Origin of the sequence: Roseovarius sp. ZX-A-9, from assembly GCF_028369135.1 — a bacterium.
In the GTDB taxonomy this organism is placed as follows: domain Bacteria; phylum Pseudomonadota; class Alphaproteobacteria; order Rhodobacterales; family Rhodobacteraceae; genus Roseovarius.
Window position 1 is genome coordinate 465139 of record NZ_JAPWHW010000001.1, and the last position, 23433, is coordinate 488571.

Consider the following 23433-nt stretch of genomic DNA (forward strand, 5'->3'; position numbering starts at 1 on the left):
TGCCCATCTAATCTGCGAGGTTTCCGAACGCGCATGCCTAATATTGGGTGCGCAAGCGGAATGACGCTTTAAAAAGGAGAATAGCGATGGACTTGAACAAGTTCACCGAACGGTCGCGCGGGTTCATTCAGGCAGCACAGACGATCGCCATGCGGGAAAGCCACCAGAAACTGGCCCCCGAACATTTGCTCAAAGCATTGATGGACGACAGCGAAGGGTTGGCGAGCAACCTGATCAAACGGGCTGGCGGCGCGCCGGAACGGGTGGTGCAGGCTCTGGATGTCGCGATGCGCAAGATCCCGCAAGTGAGCGGCGATGCCGGGCAGACCTATATGGACCAGCAGACCGCCAAGGTTCTGGACGAAGCCGAGAAATTGGCGACCAAGGCCAAGGACAGCTTTGTCCCCGTGGAGCGGATGCTGACGGCGTTGGCGATGGTGAAATCCCCCGCCAAGGAAGCACTGGAAGCAGGCGACGTCACCGCGCAGGCGCTGAACGAGGCGATCAACGATATCCGCAAGGGGCGCACCGCTGATTCTGCGAGTGCCGAGGATACCTATGAGGCGCTGGAGAAATACGCACGCGACCTGACAGCCGACGCCGCTGCGGGCCGAATCGACCCGATTATCGGTCGCGATGACGAGATTCGCCGCGCGATGCAGGTTCTGAGCCGTCGGACCAAGAACAACCCGGTCCTGATCGGTGAACCCGGCGTGGGTAAGACCGCGATTGCCGAGGGTCTGGCGCTGCGAATCGTCAACGGCGATGTGCCCGAGAGCCTTGCCAACAAGCGTTTGCTGAGCCTCGACATGGGATCGCTGATTGCGGGTGCGAAATACCGTGGCGAATTTGAAGAACGGCTCAAGGCGGTTCTGAATGAGGTCACGGGCGCCGCGGGTGAAATCATTCTGTTCATCGACGAAATGCACACGCTGATTGGCGCGGGCAAAGGCGATGGCGCGATGGATGCGGCGAACCTGATCAAGCCGGCTCTGGCACGGGGTGAATTGCATTGTATCGGTGCAACCACGCTGGATGAGTATCGCAAGCATGTGGAAAAGGATGCGGCGTTGGCCCGCCGGTTCCAACCGATCGTGATCGAAGAGCCGACCGTCGAGGATACGATCAGCATCCTGCGCGGGATCAAGGAAAAGTACGAGCTGCACCACGGTGTCCGGATTTCGGACGCGGCGCTGGTGACTGCCGCAACGCTGAGCCATCGGTACATCACCGACCGGTTCCTGCCGGACAAGGCCATCGACCTGATGGACGAAGCGGCGAGCCGTCTGCGTATGGAAGTGGACAGCAAACCCGAGGAGCTGGACGCGCTTGACCGCGAGATCATGCAAAAGCAGATCGAAGCAGAAGCGCTCAAGAAAGAGGACGATGCCGCATCCAAGGACCGGCTGGATACTCTGGAAAGAGAACTGGCCGAGTTGCAGGAACGCTCGAGTGAGATGACTGCGCAATGGCAGGCAGAGCGTGACAAGCTGGCTTCGGCCCGGGAGATCAAGGAGAAGCTGGATCGGGCGCGTATCGATCTGGATAACGCCAAGCGGGCAGGTGATTTGGCCAAGGCTGGTGAGCTGTCTTATGGCGTGATCCCGGGGCTGGAAAAGCAACTTGCCGCGGCCGAAGAGGCTGGCGATGACGGTGTCATGGTCGAAGAGGCCGTGCGTCCAGAGCAGATCGCCCAGGTGGTCGAGCGCTGGACGGGTATCCCGACTGCCAAGATGCTGGAAGGTGAGCGTGAAAAGCTGCTGGGCATGGAAGAAGGTCTGCACAAGCGGATCATCGGCCAGGACACTGCAGTCAAGGCAGTGGCGAGTGCCGTGCGTCGTGCACGCGCCGGCCTGAACGACGAGAACCGGCCGCTGGGCTCGTTCCTGTTCCTCGGGCCGACAGGCGTGGGTAAGACCGAGCTGACCAAGGCCGTGGCCGAGTTCCTCTTTGACGACGACAACGCGATGGTGCGTATCGACATGTCCGAGTTCATGGAGAAACACGCGGTCAGCCGTCTGATCGGTGCCCCTCCGGGCTATGTCGGTTACGACGAAGGCGGCGTTCTGACCGAGGCCGTGCGCAGGCGTCCTTACCAGGTGATCCTGTTCGACGAGGTCGAAAAGGCGCACCCGGACGTGTTCAACGTACTGTTGCAGGTGCTTGACGACGGCGTCCTGACCGATGGGCAGGGCCGCACGGTTGACTTCAAGCAGACGCTGATCGTGCTGACGTCGAACCTTGGCGCGCAGGCGCTGAGCCAGTTGCCCGATGGTGGCGACATGGCGCAGGCCAAGCGCGACGTGATGGACGCGGTTCGGGCACATTTCCGGCCCGAGTTCCTGAACCGTCTGGATGAAACGGTCATCTTCGACCGGCTCAGCCGCAAGGACATGGATGGGATCGTGGATATCCAGCTTGGGCTTCTGGCCAAACGTCTGGCGCGCCGCAAGATCACGCTGGAACTGGACGAGGCCGCGCATAAATGGCTGGCCGACGAAGGCTATGATCCGGTGTTCGGGGCTCGGCCGCTGAAGCGGGTGATCCAGCGGGCGCTACAGGATCCGCTGGCCGAAATGCTGCTGGCCGGAGATGTGCTGGACGGAGACACGATACCCGTCAGTGCAGGTGCGGAAGGGCTGATCATCGGCGACCGGATCGGCAGCACGAACAACCCCAAACCGGGGGATGCCGTGGTGCATTGATCGCCAAATTCCGGCGACCGTCAAAAATGGAGAGCGCGCGACTTGGGTCGCGCGCTCTTTTTCCTTTCATCACGTCTCCAAGCCCAACACCTCGCCGGGCACGTGTTTTTTGGTCAGTCTTCCAACCAGGAATCGTTCCGTCGGTGCGACGACCAAAAACTCACGCGTTGGGGCGCGCCACCTAGCCCGAACGGCGGAAATGCTTACCTTCCGTCAAAGCAGATACTGAGCGAACAATCGAATCTCTATCAATTCCGAAATAGCGGTAGACGTCGCCGATCGTGCCAGTCTGTCCGAAATGCTCGACCCCGTGCGAGATGGTTCGATGCCCGGCAACCGAGCCGAGCCAAGAGAGCGTCGCAGGATGGCCATCGATCACTGTCACGAGGCTGCAACCACGCGGCAAATCGCCGAGCAGCCTTTCGACATGGCTCTGCGCCTCGGATTGACCACGAGCGCGGGCGCGCTGCGCAGCGGTCCAGCCGGCGTTGAGCCGATCAGCGGAGGTGACGGCCAGCACACCGATGTCGCGGCGATGCTCTCCGGCGATGCCTGCGGCGGCGATAGCCTCATCCGCGACAGCACCCTGATAAGCAATCACGACAGAGGCATTGGGGCCGGGCTTGCGCAGCCAGTAGGCGCCGTCGACCGCTCCGGTGCGGAAGGCATCGTCGGCCCGCTTACCCGGCTGCTCCAGCGCCTTGGTGGTAAGCCGCAGATAGACTGAGCCGCCGGTTTCGTCCCGAAGCCAGGTGCGCTCGTCCGGGTCGCCGCTGCCGTCACGCTGCATATAGTCGAAGGCCCATTGCATGATAACGGCGAGTTCATCGGCAAAGGCGGGTTCAAAGCTGGCCAGCCCGTCCATCGCCATGCCGGTCAGCGGCGTGCCGATGGACTGGTGTGCGCCGCCCTCGGGCGCGAGGGTCACGCCAGAAGGGGTACCCACGATCATGAAGCGCGCGTCCTGATAGCAGGCGTAGTTCAGCGCATCGAGCCCGCGATGCACGAAGGGATCGTAGACCGTGCCGATGGGAATAATCCGCTTGCCGAATAGCTGATGCGACAGACCGGCCGCGCCAAGCAGGAGGAACAGGTTCATCTCGGCGATGCCGAGCTCCAAGTGCTGTCCATCCGGCGCGAAATCCCATTTCGCGGTAGAGGCAATGCGGTTTTCGCGGAACACATCGGGTTGTGCCTTGCGGGCAAACAGCTTGCGCCGGTTCACCCAGGGGCCAAGCGATGTGGTGCCGGTGACATCCGGCGAGGTGGTCATCAGACGGGCGGCAAAATCACTGTCGGTTTTTGCCAGATCGTCGAGGATCTTGCCAAAGGCCGCCTGCGTCGAGATCTCGCGGTCGGTGGCGATGTCGATAGCGGGGGCGACGAGCCTGGCATCGTCGAAGCGGCGCGTGCCGGTCGCAAAGAACGGCACCTTGCCCAGGAAGGATTTCAGACCAGGGACGTCATCGACCGTGGCGAAGGGCTCCCACTCCTGGCCCTCGGGCACGCCCATATGCGCCTGCCATTCTGCCATCTGGGCCTTGGTCATCAGTCCGCCGTGGTTGTCTTTGTGCCCGGCGATGGGGGTGCCCCAGCCCTTGACCGTATAGGCCAGAAAACAGGTCGGTCGGTCGTCTTTGATACTGGCGAAAGTATCGGCCATCGACTCGACACAGTTGCCGCCGAGGTTTTCCATCAATGCCGCCAGTTCGCGGTCGCTGCGCGCTTCGATCAGTGCAGTGACCGCGCCCTGATCGCCCAGATCGTCAAGCAGCCGTTTGCGCCAGACCGCGCCGCCCTGGTAGGTCAGCGCGGAATATTCGGCGTTGGGGCAGGCATCGATCCAGTCCCGCAGGCGCGCGCCGCCGGGTTCTTCGAAGGCGGCCCGTTGCAGGGCGCCATATTTGACGCGGATGACATTCCAGCCGAAGGCATCGAAGATTTTCTCGACCCGCTCGAACAGCCCCTCGCGCACGATTCCGTCGAGGGACTGGCGGTTGTAATCTATCACCCACCAGCAATTGCGCAGGTCGTTCTTCCAACCTTCCTGCAACGCTTCATAGATATTGCCCTCGTCCAGCTCGGCATCTCCGACAAGTGCAACCATGCGACCGAGTGGCAGATCGGCACCCCAGCTCTTGGCCGAAACGTAATCCTGCACAAGCGAGGCGAAAGAGGTGATGGCAACGCCCAGCCCGACGGAACCGGTCGAGAAATCCACATCGTCCACGTCCTTGGTGCGCGATGGGTAGCTTTGCACGCCGCCGAAGCCGCGGAACGCCTTCATTCTGTCCAGCGTCTGGTTGCCCATCAGGTATTGCATTGCATGGAAGACCGGGGAGGCATGCGGCTTGACCGCGACCCGATCCTCCGGGCGCAGCGCATGAAAGTAGAGCGCGGTCATGATCGAGACCATTGAGGCAGAACTTGCCTGGTGGCCGCCCACCTTGATGGAGTCGACCTTGGGACGGATATGGTTCGCGTTGTGGATCATCCAGTGCGACAGCCAAAGCAACCGCTGCTCGATGATCTTGAGTTCGGGGTATTTGGTCATTCGGTCCTCCTTCGGAGGAATGTAGTCTGTAATCCGCGCCGATCGCGCGCGAATTTTGTGGACTATTGAGGATTTATTGGTGATTATCGGCGCGAAATAGTTATTTGGCGCTGGAATGGTTCAATTTTTGAATGACACTTGATCAGATCGACTACCAGATTCTGGACGAATTGCAGAAGGACGCGCGCCAATCCCATCAGGAATTGAGCGAGAAGGTGGGATTGTCGCCGTCGCCATGCGCCCGCCGGATCCGCAAACTGGAGGCGAGCGGGTACGTTACAGGCTATGGCGCACGAATTGACGACGCGAAGATGGGATTCGGCTTCAGCGTGTTTGTGTCAGTCAAGCTGGACCAGCAGATCGATGGCAGGCTGGTGGATTTCGAACGCGAAGTCCGGCTGTGCCCCGAGATCGTAGAATGCTGGTTGATGACCGGAAGTTTTGACTATCTGCTGCGGCTTTCGGTCGCCGACCTGCATGATTTCGAAGCATTTTTGACGGGAAAGCTGACCAAGTTTCCGGGTGTGGCCTCGATCGAATCTTCGGTTCCGATCCGCCGCGTGAAGCATCAGCCGACGCGTATCCGCTAGGTCGTCAGGCCCATCGGATTGCTTTGGGATTGCCCCCTGAACAGCCACGCCACCCTGCGCACAAATATGTTTCGCTTTGGGAGTAAATAACCACAATTCCATTGATATGTTGCGAAATTTCGCCATCGCGTTCTATAGTAGACGCAAAATCAAGGGTGGGCCGTCCGGTGCGAACGGGCCGAGCACCGCCCGATCAGGCAGAGCAAAAGTGAATCACATGGCAGACAGCGTCTCTGAACCGTCCGAATCCCCGCTTTGGCTGCATGATCTGCGTCCCGGCGCCGAGGGCGAAGGGTTCTTTGAAAAGAACCTGCGGCATTCCCTGATGTTCGTGAAACGGCCCAGTGACCGGCTGCTGGTGACGTTCGACAACCTCTCCAACGTCAATGACGAAAGCGTTACGCGCGAGCCGTGGGCCTACAAGTTTGCGCAAGATAGCGGCCTGTCTCATCTGGGGATCATGGCGCATGTCAGCGACTGGTACCGCGATACCGACCTGATCAAGCGTTTCGAAGGGCTGGCGGCACAGGGATTCTTTGACGGCTACAAGCGCGTCGTCTTTGCGGGCGTATCGATGGGCGGCTACGCGGCGCTGGCATTTTCATCGCTTGTGCCGGGCGCGCATGTGGTGGCGGTCAATCCGCAGACAACGCTCGACCCTGATTTGGTGCCGTGGGAAACCCGGTATGAAAACGGCCGCCGTCAGGACTGGACCCTGCCGCTGGCGGATGGCGCGGCGCTGACGAAGGGTGCCGGGCGCGTGAACGTGTTTTACGATCCCTATCACGAGCTTGACCAGCAACATGTGGACCGGTTCAGCGGCGAAAATATCCGCATATTCAAATGCTGGTTCTCGGCGCACAAGACGGCCGTGTTTCTGCGCAAGATCGGTGTGCTCAAGGCGGTGATGCATCACGCGATCTTTGACGAGCTGACCGAGGCCGAGTTTTACCAGCTTTACCGCGCACGGCGAAACCTGCCGTGGTATCGCGGTTCTGTCTCGGGCTATTTCCGCGAGAAGGGTCGCGAGGATCTGGCGACGCATTTCGATCGAGCGTTCCGCCGCCGCCTGCGCAAGCGCAAGCGCCGTCTGGCCGAAGAGGCAGAGGCGTTGCAGCAGGTACAGCCGCAGGACGCCCCCGAGAGCGCCCCACAGACCCCAAGCCCCGAGGCCCTGGCCGACATCAAGGCGCAGCCCAAGATCAAATCGGCCAAGCCGCCGGTGGACGGCCCGATGGCGCGCATCGTCACCCCCAAGGGCGCGGGCGCCAAAGCGCCTGCCAAACAGGGCAAAGGCAGCCGGGTTATCGTGACAACGATGAAGAACGAAGGCCCGTTCATGCTGGAATGGGTGGCCTATAACCGGTCCATCGGATTCACCGATTTTCTGATTTACACCAATGACTGCGATGACGGCACCGACCTGATCGCCAAGCGGCTGGAGGCGATGGGGTTGGCCCAGCACCGCGAGAACCCGTTCAAGCCGGGCGGCAGCCCGCAGCGTTCGGCGCTGAAGGACGCAGGCAAGCAGGAGTTGGTGCAGACCGCCGATTGGCTGATCTGTGCCGATTGCGATGAGTTTCTGAATATCCGCGTCGGCTACGGGCGGCTGGATGATCTCTTTGCCGCCGTGGGCGAGGCCGATGCGATCTCGGTCTGTTGGAAGCTGTTCGGCAACAGCGGGCAACTGGCCTATCAGGACAAACCGGTGATCGAGCAGTTCGACCGCAGTTGTGGCGAGCATGAATACCCCAATTATCGCGCGCTGGGCATGAAGACGCTGGTGCGCAACAATGACCGACTGATTAAGCTGCGCATCCACCGGCCCGCGTTCCATCTGGATCGCGGCGACGTGGCCTGGGTCGATGGCGGCGGAAATCCGATGCCGGATCTTTACCTGCAACAAGGGTGGAAGGCGTACGAGGGGTTTAGTCACACCTATGCGCGGTTGCATCATTATGCGGTCCGCTCGGTCGACAGTTTCCTGGTCAAGCGTGACCGGGGCCGGACCAACCATGTGGGCGACGATCAGGGCATCGCCTACTGGTCAAACATGAACTACAATTCAGAGCGAGATACCACGATCCACGCGCGCCTGCCCGGCATGCGCAAGGAGATGGCGAAACTGCTGCAAGACCCGGAACTGGCCAAGCTGCACCGTGGAGCGATCGACTGGCATCGGGGCAAGATCGAGGCGCTGCGCCAGCGCGACGGCTGGGACGCGTTCCGCGAGCAGATCACCGCGATAAACGCCGCGCCCGAGTTGCAGACAGGCTAGGCAACATGTCCAAGGGCGAGCCCTATGTGGTGCTGCATGGCGGGGTGCATAAAACCGCCACAAGCCATATCCAGTCGATCCTGCAACGCAACGCGGGGCGGCTGCAGAAACGCGGGGTGTATTACGTGCATCATCGCGACACGCGCAAACAATACACCGTTCCCACGCAGCTGAACGGCTATGAAAAGCTGGGGCTGGATTACAAGACAAAGGTGCCGGACGACGTACTGGCCCGCAAGGCCAGGAACTTCTTTAACAAGATCGGCGCGGGCCCGGGCGACCGGATCGTGCTGTCGGACGAAAACATGCCGGGCCATAGCGGGCACTGTGTGCGGTCCGGGTTGCTCTATAACCGACGCGAGGTCTTGTTGCCGATATTCGCACAGAACATCCCCTATCCGGTGACAGAGGTGCATATCGCGCTGCGCAATTATGCGGATTTCTTTGCCTCAACTTTTGTCGAGTTCCTGCGCTCGGCCAAGGGCGAGAACGTCATTCCCGAAGCGCAGATGAAACGCGCGGTGCTGTCGAACCTGCCCAGTTGGACGGGTTTCATCGATCTGGTGCTCAGCTGTTTTCCCGAGGCGCAGATGACGGTCTGGCGACACGAGGATTTCGGTAGCCTGTCGGACCGAGTGATCGGCAATCTGATCGGCAGCGCGGTCGAGGTGAGCGATCTGGTCACGCCCAAACGCAAGCGCGGCCGGCCCTCGGCCAGTCACCGCGCGGTGCAGGAATTGCTGATGGAAATCGAGCGTTCCGGCGGTGAAGCGGCGCTGGCGCGTCGGGTCGAAATACAGGACGCCTATCCGCGCGGGCCGGAGTATCCGGGATATAACCCTTGGAACGAGGCCGAGCGCGCACATCTGGGCCGGATCTACGACAAGGACATCAAGGAAATCGCAATGCGCAAGCGGGTAACCCTACTGGAGGGGTAGCATATTGCCACGACCCGGCAGATGCGCGCGGCATTTGCGTCTCACAGGCCATTAATTCAGCATCCAGAATACCCGGGCAAACGCATTTGCCACAATTTTGCCTTTATTCGCCCTTTAGCTGAAAGGCGAGCAGAACGGCCGTCTGGCCGGAAAATCAGCGCGGTAAACACGCGTAGTTCTTGGAGCGTGCACGCAAAGGCGGGTTCGGAGGCAAAAATGAAACAAGAATACGAAATCGGCATGCTGTGGGTCGAGGGCCCGATGAGCTTTGTAGAGTTGCTATGCGCCAAATCCTTCGTGGATGCGGGTCATCACGTGAAGCTCTACCACTACGGCGAAATCCCCAATGCGCCGGATTATGTCGAGATGGTCGATGGCAACACGGTGCTCAATGCCGACGAGTTCATCACCCATAACCGAACCGGCAGTTTCGCGCTATTCTCGGACGTGTTCCGGTATCACCTGTTGCAACAGACCGACCGGCTGATCTGGGCCGATCTGGACGCCTATTGCGTCAAGCCATTCGAGAGCGAGACGGGCCATTTCTTTGGCTACGAGTCGCGCCGCTCGATCAATGGCGGCGTGCTGGGCCTGCCGTCGGACAGCGAGGCACTGGGCCAGTTGCTGGAGATGTCCGAGGATGAATACGGCATCCCCGAATGGTTCTCGGATGAGGAAAAACAACGCTTGCAGGCACTGAAGGATGCAGGCCAGCCCGAGCATGTCAGCCTGATGCCCTGGGGCGTCTGGGGGCCGCACGCCCTGACACATTACCTGAAGAAAACCGGCGAGGCGAAATATGCGCTACCGATCAAAGGATTGTACCCCGTCGGGTTCCGCCACCGCCGCCGCCTGATGAAACGCAAGATGCGCAAGGACATCGAGGCCAAGATCACCGACGACACCTATTCGGTGCATTTCTACGGGCGCCGGGTGCGCGAATTCCTGGCGATGAAGGGCGGACGGCCGCAAGGAGCAAGCTATATGGGGCAGTTGCTGGCCAAGCACGGCATCAATACCGAGGCGGCACCGGTCTGGGCACGCGAAGAGCGTGAGGCCGAAGCGGCCTGATTGCGTGCCAACCATGAACATTGCCGGGTGATCAAATTCCGAGTAATGTTCGTGTCATAACAATAACACGGTTGGCCGCCAGATGTGGACCGACCTGCGAGGCACAAAAGGCGGATCCGACGTGAGCGGACTATACCATATTGCAATGCTGTGGGTCGAAGGCCCGCTGAGCTATGTCGAGCAACTGTGCGTGCAATCCTTTCTGGATGCAGGGCACGAGGTGACGCTCTATCACTACGGGCCTGTCTCGAACGTGCCTGATGGCGCGAAGGTGGTGCATGGCGATGCCATCCTGAAACGCGATAATTTCATCCAGCACGGGCGCACCGGCAGTCTTGCGCTTTTCTCGGACGTGTTCCGCTATCACCTGCTGACGAAATCGACGCGGACGATCTGGGCCGACACGGACGCCTATTGTCTGAAACCGTTCGAGACCGAGACCGGGCATTACTTTGGCTGGGAGAGCGAGCATCACATCAATGGCGGCGTTCTGGGCCTGCCACCGGACAGCCCTGCGCTGGCCGGTCTGTTGGCAATGACCGAGGACGAGTACGGCATCCCCTTCTGGTACAGCGAAGGCGCCAAGGCCAAACTTCAGGCGCAGGCCGATGCCGGCACGCCGGTGCATGTCAGCGACCTGCCCTGGGGTGTCTGGGGGCCGCACGCGGTCACGGCCTGGGTGCAGCGGACGGGCGAGGACAAATATGCGTTTGCGCGCGAAGTGCTCTACCCCGTGCCGTTCGAGCTACGCCGCAAGATGGTCAAGGCCGGAGGCCGCAAGGCCGCCGAGCGGCATCTGACCGAGCGAAGCACATCCATCCATCTATACGGGCGTCGCATCCGCGAGTTTCTGGCCAGCCGCCCGAATGGATTGCCGGACGAAGGTGGGCTGATCGACGCGCTGCTGAAAAAGCACGGGATCGACCCGTTGGGCGCGCCAGTGTTCAGCAAGAAAGACAAAGCAGACGCAGCAGGATAAAAAGAGGCAAGCCCATGTTAGATGCAGGAACCGCCCGGATGACAGCCAAGAACGAGAACCTGACCGACCTGGCGGATCGCTATGGATCAGACAAGGGATCGACCAAGCATCGGTATACCGAACTTTACCACATGCTGTTTCACCCCTACCGACAGCGCAAGATCAACTTTCTGGAAATGGGCCTGCTGATCGGCGGGCCAGAGCACGGGATCGACAAGGATCGCAAGACCACGGATGTGCCGTCGATCCGCATGTGGCTGGAATATTTCCCCAAGGCGAATATCCATGGGCTGGATGTGTCGGATTTTTCCTGGTTTGAGCATGAGCGGTTCACGTTCCACCGCTGCGACATGGACAACCGCGCCGAGATTGCACAGGCGATGGAAAACATGGATGCCCCGGATATCGTGATCGACGATGCCAGCCATGCCAGCCATCACCAGCAGAATGCCTTTCTCGAGATTTTTCCCAAGCTGAAATCCGGCGGTCTCTATGTGATCGAGGACCTGCGCTGGCAGCCCGATCCTTACGAAGTTCCGGGTATCACCAAGACTGCGGCACTGCTGCGCTCCTATATCGACGACCGAACCTTCAGCCATACCGATCCGGCGGTTGCCGAGGCGTTCAATGCGCTGATCCCAGAGATTTCGGCCTGCATCGTACATCCGGTGCGTTACCAGAAAAAGCGCAAGGATCAGGTGGCGGTGATCCACAAGCGGTAGAGCCCAAAAGGACGTGAACGCATGATCTGGCTGGAGGCGCTGAGCTATGTGGTCACGATCCTCGGTTTTCCGACAGCCATTCTGGTGATCATCCGCGAAGAGCGCTTGCGCCGCGAGAACGAAGAAAACGAACTGCACCGCCAGTTATCGGAGGAATACGATAATTTCCTGCGGCTGGTGATGGACAATGCCGATCTGCTGCTGTTGAGCAAAAACAGCCTGCCCGAGCCGCTGAGCGATGAGCAGCGAGAGCGCACCGATATCATATTCCGCATTCTCATCTCGCTCTTCGAGAAAGCCTATATCATTCTTTACACGGACGGCATGGAAGGGCAGGCGCGGCGCCGCTGGCTGTCATGGGAGGATGACATGGTGGAATGGTGCGCGCGTGACGATTTCCGCACCGCCCTGCCATATCTGCTGGAGGGCGAGGATGACGCGTTTGGAAAACACATCCTGCAGCTGGCAAAACGTCATGCGTGAATGCGGGCCACGCCAGGTATCAATGATTCGATAAATTTCCGTGCCCGCCACCGCGGCACAAAAAACCGGCCCGCAATCCTGCGGACCGGCCATCGCCCGGAATTTCCCCCGGTTCAGAACGACTGTGTCGTATAATCCACTTCATCGGGATAAAGCGTGTCCTCGATCGACGTGGTGTGCACGCGCACCATTTTCCCGCCTTCGACCTTCGAGATATACTGGTGTCCAAACACCTGGTGCGTCTTGCCGTTGAACAGCTTCGCCCCCTGCGGATGTGCCTGGCTCTCGGGCAGGTCGGTCATCGCCTCAACCGCCTCGATCAGTGCGGCGCGATCATCCGGCCCAGTATAACCCGCGGCCTCCATCCCCGCCTTGATCACGTGCAGTGTCTCCCAGCAGCCGAACATGTGGGCGTAGGTCGATACGTCCGACGCATCGCTGACCGACGCGCCATTGGCATCAACGCCGACCGCCGCGCGATAGAACGTCTCGTGTTCGCTTTGATCGGCCTGGGCGTAGCGCGGCATGCCTTCCCAGAAATACGTGCCTTCGAGAAACTCCAGACCAGGGCTGGAGATATCGACCGCTTCAAGGCTGTCGATAAACCCGAAGAGCGCAGGACCGTTGGGGCCGAAAAACTCGCCCAGTTCCTTGACGAAGGTCAGCACGGCGGGGCCGACCATGACGTGATAAAGCACTTCGGTCTCGCGTGGAATCTTCGGGAAATACTTGGTAAACGAGGTCTCGGAGGGCGGGATCGCGATATGTTCCAGCACCTCGCCGCCCTGCGCCTCGATCGCGGCGGTAAAGAAATCGCGGTGATCATGGCCGAACGCGAAATCGGGAAAGACCATCGTGACCTTTTTGCCCAGGTTCTCGGCCACGTAGGGCGCCATCGCCTGCACCTGTGATTTCACATCGGTGATACCGGGCTGCAACGTGTAACGATTGAGCATGCCGCTGGCCACGTGATGCCCCTCGGAGACGACGAAATAGGGCAGCTTCAGCTCTCCCGCGCGGGGGGCGGAGCCGATCACGACGTGGCTGAACAAGGTGCCGAACCCGACATCGCAATTGTGCTGGGTCGCAAATTTCTCGACCACTTCGGCACCGCGCTTGGGGTCGGTCCCGTCATCCTCGGCCACGATCTCTACCATCCGGCCGTTGATGCCACCGCCATCGTTGATCACCTTGACAGCCGCATCGGTGGTGCGCCCATACCAGCGCCCATAGGCCGCGCCGATACCGGTGCGGTGGATCTGGAACCCGACCCTGATCGGTTCGGCGGTCTGCGCATGGGTATAGCGCGCCCAGAGAGGCAGACTTGCCGCCCCGGCGCCCGCGGCCAGCGTCTTGAGTGCGCCACGGCGCGAAAGGCTCTGCTTGGGTTTCGGCGTGCTGGTCATTGTCATGTCTCCTCGGATTGTGGCGGGGCAATTCCGCCTTTGCCGCAATCCTGCGAAGCAAATCGGCACTTGTCCAGTTATTTGCGTGTTACATCCCGCGCGGGCTGGCCAACAGCCAGAGCCCGAAACAGGTAAAAGCGACCATGAAGACAGCCAGTGGCAGCTGGCTCAGCACCGCCTGCCGGCGGTGCCGATAGAGGCGCAGCGCCAGCACATGCGCCAGCAATATCGCGATCACATGACCAATCACCACGGCGCCCGCCTGGGTCAGCCAGATCACCTTGACCGTCGCAGGGGTGTTGAGAAATCCGGTGCTGACGCTATAGGCCCCAAGACGCAAGATATCCCAGCCACGCCCCAGCGGATCGCTGAGCCACGCCAGCACATATTGCCCGTCCACCAGCAACGAAACCAGGTAGTGCGCAATGTGATAGCCCAGCGCGATCGGCAGGATCGCCGGCGCATAGGCGCGCAATGCCGTGATCAGGGACACACCGCCACCTGCCAAGCGCACCCCGACCCAGGTGCAGAGCACAAAGACACTGATCAGCGCCGCGTTCGCCCCCAGCAACCCGATCAGCGTCGGCGTGACCACTGCCGAACGGCCGGGAAATTCCAGCGGGTTGATGCCCAGCCTGGCCAGCCACCAGAATGTCTCGTTCAGCCCATCAAAGCTGCCACCGCCAAGCAACAAAAGTGCGAACAGACCCGCCCCCAGCGGCAGGCGCGGACCGCCCGCGATCTGCCAACCCGGCAGGCCCAGCGCCAGCCGCCCGCGACGGCGGCCCAGAACAGCCATGCGCCCATAAAGCCGCATCAGCATTGTCACCGCCTCGGCCCGGAGCAACCAACGCGGACCAAAAAGCGCCAGACCGCCCAGCATTAGCAGCCAATAGCCTCCGACGATCCCTGCCAGCCTTGCCGGATCCAATGGCGCAGGGTCCGCCAGCAGGAAGCCGCAAAACGCCAGAAATCCGACAATCCCCGGCGCATGGCCCAGCGCCGCCGGATAGCGCAACGGCGCCCGTTCGCCAGTAAGCCGCACCATCAGCGCTGCGGGTCCGGTCCAGGGATTGCTCCAGCGCCAGTGGTTCCAGACCAACCCCTGAACGGTGACCATTCCGATCCACCACACGATCCACACCGACAGGGGCAGCGGATTGCTCAGCGGATCGCGACGGCCGTAAATGCCTGCCAGGACCAGAGCGATCACGACGAGTGCAGAAAGGCAGCTGGTAACATGCGCTGGCGCGACGCGCCCCCTGCGCCAGAGCGCAAGCGGGGTAAACATCCGCTGCGCCAGTTCGCCGGGCACCAGCGCCAATACCAGAACCGTCAGCGCCACCGCCGCGACACCTGCAGTGATATAGACATCCGTCGGCAACAGCAGGACGAACCCCTGTTCGCTCGCATGCGCCTGCACCGCACCCGGTGTCATCCAGCAGATCGCCAAACCAAAGAGAACCACGCGTATCATAAGCTCATGATGACCACCTCCGCCCGTCAAGGAAAGCAAAACCCGCCCCTTTCACCATTCTGAAAATACCTTGGGGGTTTGGGGGCAAAGCCCCCAGTGAAAAGGCCAGAGCGCCGCAGGCGCTCATCGGGATCAGGTGGCCCTATCAGATGCGGTGCGTTGACTTTCGCGCGGCTCTCGCCAACTCTCGGCGCAAACGGTCCAAAGGGGACAGCAAGTGACGGACAAGGCACGGCTCGTGGCCGGGATCGACGTGGGCGGCACGTTCACCGATCTGGTACAGATCGATCAGGCCAGCGGCGCGGTACGGTTGGCCAAGGTTCCCAGCACGCCGGGCAATCAGGCCTTCGGCGTGATGGAAGCGCTGCGCCAGGCAGGCAGTGACCTCGGCGCGCTCGATCTCATCGTGCACGGAACCACGACCACAACCAATGCCGTGCTGGAACGCAAGCTCAGCCGCACCGGCCTGATCACCACGATGGGGTTCCGCGACGTGCTGGAGCTGGGCCGCCGCACCCGCCCGCAGGCTTACGGCATGACCGGGCAATTCACACCGCTGATTCCGCGTGACCTGCGGCTCGAAGTGCCCGAGCGGATGGATGCCAGCGGCCAGGTCGTCACGCCTCTGGACGAGGACGCCGTGCTGGCGGCGGGCCATGCTCTGCTGGCCGCGGGCTGCGAAGCGCTGGTGGTGCATTTCCTGCACGCCTATGCCAATCCCGCACATGAACGCCGGGCGGCCGCGCTTTTGCGCGATATCTGGCCCAATGCCCATATCACCATGGCCCATGCCATATTGTCCGAATCGCGCGAATACGAGCGTGGCGTCACGGCGGCAGTGAATGCCAGCGTGCAGCCGATTCTGGCGCGCTACCTCGACCGTCTGACCACGGATCTGGCGCAGGGCGGCTATCGTAACGACATGCTGGTGATGAATGGCAATGGCGGCATGGTATCGGCCCGGCTGGTGGCGCAGGAGGCGGCGAAAACCGTGATGTCCGGCCCGGCCTCTGGCGTGATGGCGGCGGCCTATACCGGGCGCGCGGCGGGGATGGAAAACCTCATCACCTACGACATGGGCGGCACTTCGACCGATGTGGCACTGATCCGCGATGCTGAACCGGCCGTGTCGAACGAGATCGAGATCGAATATGCCATGCCGATTCACGTGCCAATGGTCGATGTGCGCACTGTCGGTGCAGGCGGCGGATCCATCGCGCGCGTCACCGAGGCAGGATTGTTGCAGGTCGGCCCGCAAAGCGCCGGGTCCGATCCGGGCCCGATCTGTTACGGGCGCGGCGGCAGTGATCCGACAATTTCGGACGCTAACCTGCTGCTGGGGCGGCTCGACCCGGCCAAGCTCGCCGTGGCGGGCGGTGTCGCGCTCAGCGATGTCGCGGCCATATTCGACACTAAACTGGCCCAACCGCTCGGCCTGAGCGTGCCTGAAGCCGCAGAGGCGGTCATTCGCGTTGCCAATACGCGCATGGCGGGGGCAATCCGCATGGTGTCGATCTCGCTCGGGGCGGACCCGCGCGATTTTGCGCTCTTTGCCTTTGGCGGTGCGGGGCCGCTACATGCCGCCGCCCTGGCGCGCGAGCTGGGCGTGCCGCGTGTGCTGGTGCCCTGCCGCCCCGGCATCACCAACGCGCTGGGCTGCGTCGTGGCAGACCTGCGGCACGATTTCGTCACCACGCTCAACACGCCGCTCGATGCGCTCGATCCCGCCACGCTGGACGATGTGTTCGACGCGCAGATCGACCGGGGCGAGCGGATGATCGCAAAGGAGCACATCGACCTGACCGGCATTCGCCACATCTATAGCGTCGACATGCAGTTCGTCGGCCAGACCCATCTGCTGCGCGTGCCACTGGAGCAGCCGAACGTTGATCTGGCCACGTTGCAGGCGCTGTTCGAGGAGGCCTATTTCGCCCGCTTTCGGGTCAAACTGGACCGCATCCGTGCCAATCTGGTGAATGTGAACACATCGGTGATCGGCATGCGCGCGCCGCTGGATCTCAGCACCCTGATCGACCCCGCCGGGCGCAAGGAGACAGTCGCGCAGGCGCAGACCGGTACGCGCACCGTGCGGTTTGACGGAGCCATGCTGGACACGCCCGTCTACTGGCGCGATCACCTGCCGCTGGACGTCGAAATTTCCGGCCCGGCAATCATAGAGCAGATGGACTGCACCACGTTGATCGAACCCGGCGACCATGCCCGTGGCGATACGGGCGGCAATATCGTGATCGAGATAGGCGGTGCAGCATGAGCCTTGATCCCATCACTCTGTCGGTCATTCAGGCCGGGTTGCAACAGGTCTGCGACGAGATGGACCTGAGTTTTTCCCGCGCCGCGTTTTCGCCCGTCATTGCCGAGGCAAATGACCGCTCGGACGGTATCTATGACGCGCAGGACGGTGCATTGATTGCCCAAGGGGCGGGTGGTTTGCCGGTATTTGTCGGCACAATGCAATATTCCACCCGCACCCTGATCGAGATGATCGCGGACGGGTGCGTCGCAGCGCCACAGCCGGGTGACATCTACATCGTCAACGACCCCTACCTGGGCGGCACGCATCTGATGGATGTCCGCTTTGCGCTGCCTTTCTACCGAAATGGCGAGATTTATTGCTGGCTCAGCAATACCGGCCACTGGCCCGATACGGGCGGCGCGGTGCCCGGCGGCTTTTCCGCCTCTGCCACCGCGGTCGAGCAGGAAGGGCTGCGTCTGCCGCCTGTGCGCCTGTTCAAGCAGGGCGTGCTAGATACCGAGATTTACAGCATCATCTGCTCCAACATCCGCGTGGCGGATCAGCGGATTGGTGACGTGCGTGCGCAGGCCGCCGCGCTGGAGCTGGGGGCCGAGCGGCTGGGCCTCTTGCTGGACCGTTACGGCGACAGCGTCGTAACCGAGGCCATCGCCGAACTGCGCCGCCGCGCCGCCGAGCAGATGCGCGCCTTTATCGCCCAAATTCCCGAAGGTCCGCATGAGAGCACCGCATGGATCGACAGCGACGGGGTGGTGGACGTGCCGCTGGCGATCCGACTCAGTGTGCGACGCGAGGGCGATGGCCTGAGTTTCGATTTCTCCGGTTCCTCAGAGCCCTGCATGGGGCCGATGAATTCAGTGCGTGCGACGACGCTCAGCTCGGTTTACCTGGCGATGCGACACATCTTTCCCGAGGTGCCGATCAGCGCCGGGGCCTTCGAGCCACTTTATGTGACTGGCATCGACGGGACCTTCCTTGACGCGCAATATCCGCGCCCGGTATCGGGTTGCGCAGCAGAGGTCAGCCAGCGCATAGCAGAGGCGGTTTTCGCTGCATTAGTCTCTGTTTTGCCGAACCGCGTGACTGCCGCGCCCGCAGGCACGAGCGGCAATTTTGCGCTGGGCGGGCATGACCCAGACCGTGGGCGCGATTTCGTGATGTATCAGCTCTCGGGCGGCGGATACGGCGGCTATAGCGGGGGGGACGGGCTCAGCAATGGTTGCTCGACCATCGGCATCTCCAAGGCACCGCCGGTCGAGATCATGGAGCAAGCCTTTCCGGTGCTTTACCACCGCTATGCCCTGCGCGAAGGGTCGGGTGGTGCCGGCGCGCAGCGCGGCGGCTTTGGTCTGGATTACGAGGTGGAATTACGGCGCGGCAGTGCAACGGCGAGCTTCGTGATGGATCATGGCCGCACCGGGCCACTTGGGGCTCTGGGCGGCGCGGATGGCGCGGTCAACGAAGTCAACGTCTGGCAGAATGGTGCGCCCTACACGCCGCTGCATCTGTCCAAGGAGCAGAATATCCCGCTGCAACCGGGCGACCGGGTGCGCGTGAAAACTCCGGGTGGCGGCGGCTATGGTGATCCGTTCACTCGCGCGCCGGATCTGGTTGCCGAAGACGTGCGGCTGGGCCGGTACAGCACCGATCAGGCGCATGATCTGTTCGGCGTTGTGCTGGATGATCTGGGTGCAATCGACGTGACTGCCACGAACAAAGCGCGCGGAAAGGAATAGGCACCACCCTGTTTTCCGCGAAGAAAACAGCCCGGAAAATGCGAATTTTTCGGGACAGCGCTTAGCCGCCGCGCACCAGATCGTCCTCGTCGTCATAAGCTGACAGGCCCAGCGCCTCTAACCCATTTTCCAGATGGTCGGACAAATGCGGCGAGCCAAGCAGGTAGTCGGCGGTGGGCACCGTGGCCTCGGCCCGTGCGGTTTGGATCGCTTCGGCCAGATCATCGGCCTCAAAGCTTTCGCGCCCGATCCACATGACCGCCACGAGGCTGGCCTGTTCATCCTCGCTTAGCCGGTCAATGAATGCCCGCAATTCGCCCTCGGCCCGGTTCAGTTCGCGGGCCATCAAGACAACCTGTGCAATCTTGTGTGTGCTGATTTCGAGCATTCCTGCCCCCTTTCGCGCCATCGATTCGCATGCACGCTACCTGTTGGATGCTACGCTTACTTTGATCTTTCGCAAGGTGCCGGTTGCAAACTCCTGACACCGGCGCATCGCAAAGCCGAACAACATCGCTGCAAAGGGTGCCTATCCCGGAGGCGCCATCGGGGGTCACAGGTGCTGCGCAATGATAGTCCACGCCATGATTTTGTGATCCGAACGACCAGCCCACTCGTAACTGGCTCATGAACTGCGCAATTGACACCACTTGCCAAGCCTTGTCTTCTTCTGCGAGCGCTGTCCGGGCTTGCCGGGACGGTGAACATGCGGATGTGACCGGAGGACCGGAGCGCGCAGTCATGAAATCAGATCGGCATTTGGAGAACGAGCGCTGGGTCGCATGTATCGCACGTATCCGCGAGGATGCGGACGAAGGCGCCTTTGCCGAACTTTACGAACATTTCGCGCCCCGAGTGAAAGGCTTTTTGATGAAATCCGGCGCGCAGGCGACGCTGGCAGAGGAATGCACGCAGGATGTCATGGCAACGCTCTGGCAGAAATCGCATCTTTTCGATCCCGCCCGCGCCAGCGCCGCCACCTGGATTTTCACCATCGCACGCAACCGCCGCATCGACGCGCTGCGCAAATCGCAGCGCCCCGAACCCGAAGAAATCTCATGGGGCCCTGCCGAGCCGCCCGATCAAGCCGACGTGCTTGCCCTCCAGCAAGAGAGCGCCGCACTTGCCGAGGCCATCGGCGCGCTACCCGAGAAACAGAAAGCCCTGATCGAGGCCGCCTACTACGCCGATCTCAGCCATTCTGAAATCGCAGAACAGACCGGTCTGCCGCTGGGCACGATCAAATCCCGAATTCGGCTGGCGCTGGAGCGCCTGCGACATGCCATGAAAAGATGAAGTAACTTAGATGAAACCTGAAATCAGACATCACCTGACCGACGCGTTGCTGATGGCCTACGCGACAGGGGCGTTGCCCGAAGCATTCAACCTGGCGGTGGCTGCGCATATCTCGATGTGCGACGAATGCCGCGCGCAGCTCGGCGCCTTTGATGCCATCGGCGGCGCGTTGATCGAGGATGGTCAGGCGGCGGCTATGCCCGACAACAGCTTTGCCGCATGTCTGGCGCGCGCCAAGGCCCCCCCCCCGGCCGCCGCTCCGCCCCGCACGAACGGCGTGTTGCCCGCTCCGGTCCGCGCCTATGTCGGCGGCGATCTGGATGTCGTGAGATGGCGGCCCGTCGGCATGGGCGTGCGGCAGGCGATCCTGCCCACGGACCGGCGCGCGACAGCGCGGCTGATCCGAATACCCGCCGGAGTGGCGGTGCCTGATCACGGCCACCGCGGAACCGAGTTAACGCTGGTGCTGCAAGGCGCGTTTCTTGATGCGACGGACCGGTTCGGGTTGGGTGATATCGAAGTGGCGAACGAGGATCTGCAACACACGCCGATTGCCGATGTCGGGGTCGATTGCATCTGTCTGACTGCCACCGATGCGCCACTGCGATTCAGCAAGCTGGGGCACCGTATCGCGCAGCGTTTCCTACGCATCTGACGCCCGCAGCACACCGCACGGCCACTGCGTAACGCAGCGTTGCGGGGTGACAAAATGCAATCCCCGCGCCATGCTGGCCCCCACACTATCCGGAGGCCGCCATGACCCGTTACAGCCACCTTCTGACACCGCTCGATCTGGGCCATGTTACGTTGAAGAACCGCGTATTGATGGGCTCGATGCATACCGGTCTGGAGGAAACCAAGGACTGGCCGCGCGTGGCCGAATTTTATGCCGCGCGTGCCCGCGGCGGTGCGGCACTGATGGTCACCGGCGGCATGGCGCCCAACCGCGAGGGCGGGGTGTTTCCCGGTGCGGCCGGTCTGTTTACCGATCAGGACATCGCCAATCACCGGGTTGTGACGGACGCGGTGCACGCTGCCGGTGGTCTTATCGCGATGCAGGTCCTGCATGCGGGGCGCTATGCCTACGGGCCGGAATGTGTCAGTGCCTCGGCGATCAAATCGCCGATATCGCCCTTTCCGCCCAAGGCGCTGGACGAAGACGGCATCGAAAAGCAAATCGCTGATATCGTCACGGCCTGCGCGCGCGCCCGCGAGGCCGGGTATGACGGCGCCGAGATCATGGGCTCCGAGGGGTATTTCATCAACCAGTTCCTGGTGAAACACACCAACAAGCGCACCGACCGATGGGGCGGCAGCTATGAGAACCGCATGCGTCTGCCGGTCGAGATCGTGCGCCGCGCGCGCGCAGCCGTGGGCCCCGATTTCATCCTGATCTACCGGTTGTCGATGATTGATCTGGTGCCTGACGGATCGACCCATGAGGAAGTCGTGCAACTGGCCCATGCGGTCGAGGCAGCGGGCGCCACGATCATCAATACCGGCATCGGCTGGCACGAGGCGCGCATTCCGACCATCGCCACCTCGGTGCCGCGCGCGGCCTTTGCCTGGGTCACGAAAAAGCTGATGGGCAAGGTGGGCATCCCGGTCATCACGTCGAACCGGATCAACACCCCCGACGTGGCCGAGGACGTGCTGGCGACCGGCTGCGCCGACATGGTGTCGATGGCGCGGCCATTCCTGGCTGATCCTGATTTCGTGGCCAAGGCGGCGGCGGATCAGGCCGCCCTGATCGCGCCCTGCATCGCCTGCAACCAGGCCTGCCTTGACCACACATTTGCGGGCAAGATCAGCACATGCCTGGTGAACCCGCGCGCCTGTTACGAGACCGAACTGGTGATCAAACCGGCAGAGACACCCAAAACGGTGGCAATCGTCGGCGCGGGGCCGGCGGGCCTGTCCGCAGCGATCACAGCGGCCGAGCGCGGACATGCGGTAACGCTGTTTGATCGCGACTCAAGGATCGGCGGCCAATTGAGCATGGCGCGGGTCATTCCGGGCAAGGAAGAATTTCACGGGCTGGTTGACTGGTACTCTACAATGCTGAGCGCCACCGGCGTGACAATGCGGCTGAACACCGATGTGAGCGCAGACCAACTGGACGGGTTCGACGAGGTAATCATTGCCACCGGCGTTGTTCCGCGCGATCCCGGCATCCCCGGTCAGGACGGTCCCAACGTTCTGAGCTATATCGACGTGCTACGCGGGCACGCCGAGGTCGGAGCGCGTGTCGCGATCATCGGCGCCGGTGGCATCGGCTTTGACGTGGCCGAATTCCTGACGCAAGATGGCGACAGCCCGACCGAGAACTTGCCCGAATGGATGACGGAATGGGGCATCACCGATCCCGACAAAGCGCGCGGCGGGCTGGCCCCCGAAGGCCCGCAGCCCGAAGCGCCAGCACGTCAGGTCACGCTGTTGCAACGCAAGGCCGAGCGGCCCGGCAAGCGACTGGGCAAGACAACGGGATGGATTCACCGCGCCGCGCTGAAGATGAAGAAGGTCGCCATGGTGAGCGGCGTGAATTACGAGGCCATCGACGCCCGCGGGCTTCACGTCAGCTATGGTGAGGCGCGCGAGAACCCTGGCCTGATCGAAGTGGACACCATCGTGCTCTGCGCGGGTCAGCTGCCCGAACGCAGCCTGGCCGACGCGCTTCAGGCGGCGGGCCGGTCCGTGCATGTGATCGGCGGCGCGGATGTGGCGGCGGAACTGGATGCAAAACGGGCGATTGATCAAGGCACGCGGTTGGCGGCAGAACTCTGACGGTACATTCGAGTATTTTTAAAGCGTTTCGAGTTTAAGTTGGTACACAACTTGAGCTCGAAACGCGCGCAACCTTCATATGTCCGGGGCGTTTCGACATTTTGCCTTGGTTCGGCAATATGTCGAAACGCTTTGGCAAAAT

The 23433-nt window shown here is 61.8% G+C and carries 17 protein-coding genes; 13 read left to right on the top strand and 4 right to left on the bottom strand.

From position 1 onward, the window contains the following. Nucleotides 1–86: 86 nt before the first annotated feature. Nucleotides 87–2705 carry an ATP-dependent chaperone ClpB gene (gene clpB / locus O3306_RS02170; protein ID WP_272002657.1) on the top strand — a complete coding sequence of 873 codons (2619 nt, stop codon included), beginning with the start codon at nt 87–89 and terminating at the stop codon, nt 2703–2705. Between the two features lie 181 nt (nt 2706–2886). Here the strand turns inward: clpB and O3306_RS02175 are convergent, their stop codons facing one another. Further along, nucleotides 2887–5259 (bottom strand): 1-deoxy-D-xylulose-5-phosphate synthase N-terminal domain-containing protein, encoded by a 2373-nt coding sequence (locus tag O3306_RS02175; protein WP_272002660.1) that lies wholly within the window; start codon nt 5257–5259, stop codon nt 2887–2889. A gap of 131 nt (nt 5260–5390) precedes the next feature. Here O3306_RS02175 and O3306_RS02180 point away from each other — a divergent pair, with 131 nt between their 5' ends. The 7 genes from O3306_RS02180 (at nt 5391) to O3306_RS02210 (ending at nt 12320) form a co-directional block, all read left to right on the top strand. After that, entirely contained in the window at nt 5391–5849 is a 459-nt protein-coding gene (locus O3306_RS02180) for an Lrp/AsnC family transcriptional regulator (RefSeq protein WP_272002662.1), read from the top strand. Between the two features lie 217 nt (nt 5850–6066). Then, nucleotides 6067–8127 carry a glycosyltransferase family 2 protein gene (locus O3306_RS02185; RefSeq protein ID WP_272002665.1) on the top strand — a complete coding sequence of 687 codons (2061 nt, stop codon included), beginning with the start codon at nt 6067–6069 and terminating at the stop codon, nt 8125–8127. A 5-nt stretch (nt 8128–8132) separates the two neighbouring features. After that, the gene (locus tag O3306_RS02190; protein WP_272002667.1) at nt 8133–9065 is read left to right on the top strand and encodes a hypothetical protein; all 933 of its coding nucleotides are present in this window, start codon (nt 8133–8135) and stop codon (nt 9063–9065) included. A 216-nt stretch (nt 9066–9281) separates the two neighbouring features. Next, on the top strand, nt 9282–10136 hold the full coding sequence (locus O3306_RS02195) for a hypothetical protein (protein WP_272002670.1): 855 nt from the start codon (nt 9282–9284) through the stop codon (nt 10134–10136). Nucleotides 10137–10257: 121 nt separating this feature from the next. Next, complete coding sequence (locus tag O3306_RS02200; protein WP_272002673.1) at nt 10258–11115, top strand: hypothetical protein; 858 nt, start codon at nt 10258–10260, stop codon at nt 11113–11115. Between the two features lie 14 nt (nt 11116–11129). Continuing rightward, nucleotides 11130–11837, top strand: coding sequence for a hypothetical protein (locus O3306_RS02205; RefSeq protein WP_272002676.1), 708 nt, complete (start codon nt 11130–11132; stop codon nt 11835–11837). Between the two features lie 21 nt (nt 11838–11858). Next, complete coding sequence (locus tag O3306_RS02210) at nt 11859–12320, top strand: hypothetical protein (RefSeq protein WP_272002678.1); 462 nt, start codon at nt 11859–11861, stop codon at nt 12318–12320. 113 nt (nt 12321–12433) lie between these two features. Here O3306_RS02210 and O3306_RS02215 read toward each other — a convergent pair whose 3' ends face one another. Both O3306_RS02215 and O3306_RS02220 read right to left on the bottom strand, forming a co-directional pair. Further along, nucleotides 12434–13726: an ABC transporter substrate-binding protein gene (locus O3306_RS02215; protein ID WP_272002681.1), complete on the bottom strand. Its 1293-nt coding sequence runs from the start codon at nt 13724–13726 to the stop codon at nt 12434–12436. Between the two features lie 88 nt (nt 13727–13814). Further along, nucleotides 13815–15203: a hypothetical protein gene (locus O3306_RS02220; RefSeq protein WP_272002684.1), complete on the bottom strand. Its 1389-nt coding sequence runs from the start codon at nt 15201–15203 to the stop codon at nt 13815–13817. A 217-nt stretch (nt 15204–15420) separates the two neighbouring features. Here O3306_RS02220 and O3306_RS02225 point away from each other — a divergent pair, with 217 nt between their 5' ends. Continuing rightward, entirely contained in the window at nt 15421–17475 is a 2055-nt protein-coding gene (locus tag O3306_RS02225) for a hydantoinase/oxoprolinase family protein (RefSeq protein ID WP_272002687.1), read from the top strand. After that, nucleotides 17472–19211: a hydantoinase B/oxoprolinase family protein gene (locus O3306_RS02230; protein WP_272002689.1), complete on the top strand. Its 1740-nt coding sequence runs from the start codon at nt 17472–17474 to the stop codon at nt 19209–19211. Before O3306_RS02225 ends, O3306_RS02230 begins: the two co-directional genes overlap by 4 nt. A 61-nt stretch (nt 19212–19272) precedes the next feature. On the opposite strand, the gene O3306_RS02235 is transcribed toward O3306_RS02230, so the two are convergent. Next, nucleotides 19273–19599 (bottom strand): DUF3775 domain-containing protein, encoded by a 327-nt coding sequence (locus tag O3306_RS02235; protein ID WP_272002691.1) that lies wholly within the window; start codon nt 19597–19599, stop codon nt 19273–19275. Nucleotides 19600–19952: 353 nt separating this feature from the next. Here O3306_RS02235 and O3306_RS02240 point away from each other — a divergent pair, with 353 nt between their 5' ends. From O3306_RS02240 to O3306_RS02250, 3 genes are all read left to right on the top strand, one after another. Continuing rightward, entirely contained in the window at nt 19953–20507 is a 555-nt protein-coding gene (locus O3306_RS02240; RefSeq protein ID WP_272002694.1) for a sigma-70 family RNA polymerase sigma factor, read from the top strand. Nucleotides 20508–20517: 10 nt separating this feature from the next. Next, nucleotides 20518–21162, top strand: coding sequence for a ChrR family anti-sigma-E factor (locus tag O3306_RS02245; RefSeq protein WP_272002696.1), 645 nt, complete (start codon nt 20518–20520; stop codon nt 21160–21162). A 101-nt stretch (nt 21163–21263) separates the two neighbouring features. Beyond that, nucleotides 21264–23291 carry an NADPH-dependent 2,4-dienoyl-CoA reductase gene (locus O3306_RS02250; RefSeq protein ID WP_272002699.1) on the top strand — a complete coding sequence of 676 codons (2028 nt, stop codon included), beginning with the start codon at nt 21264–21266 and terminating at the stop codon, nt 23289–23291. Nucleotides 23292–23433: the final 142 nt, after the last annotated feature.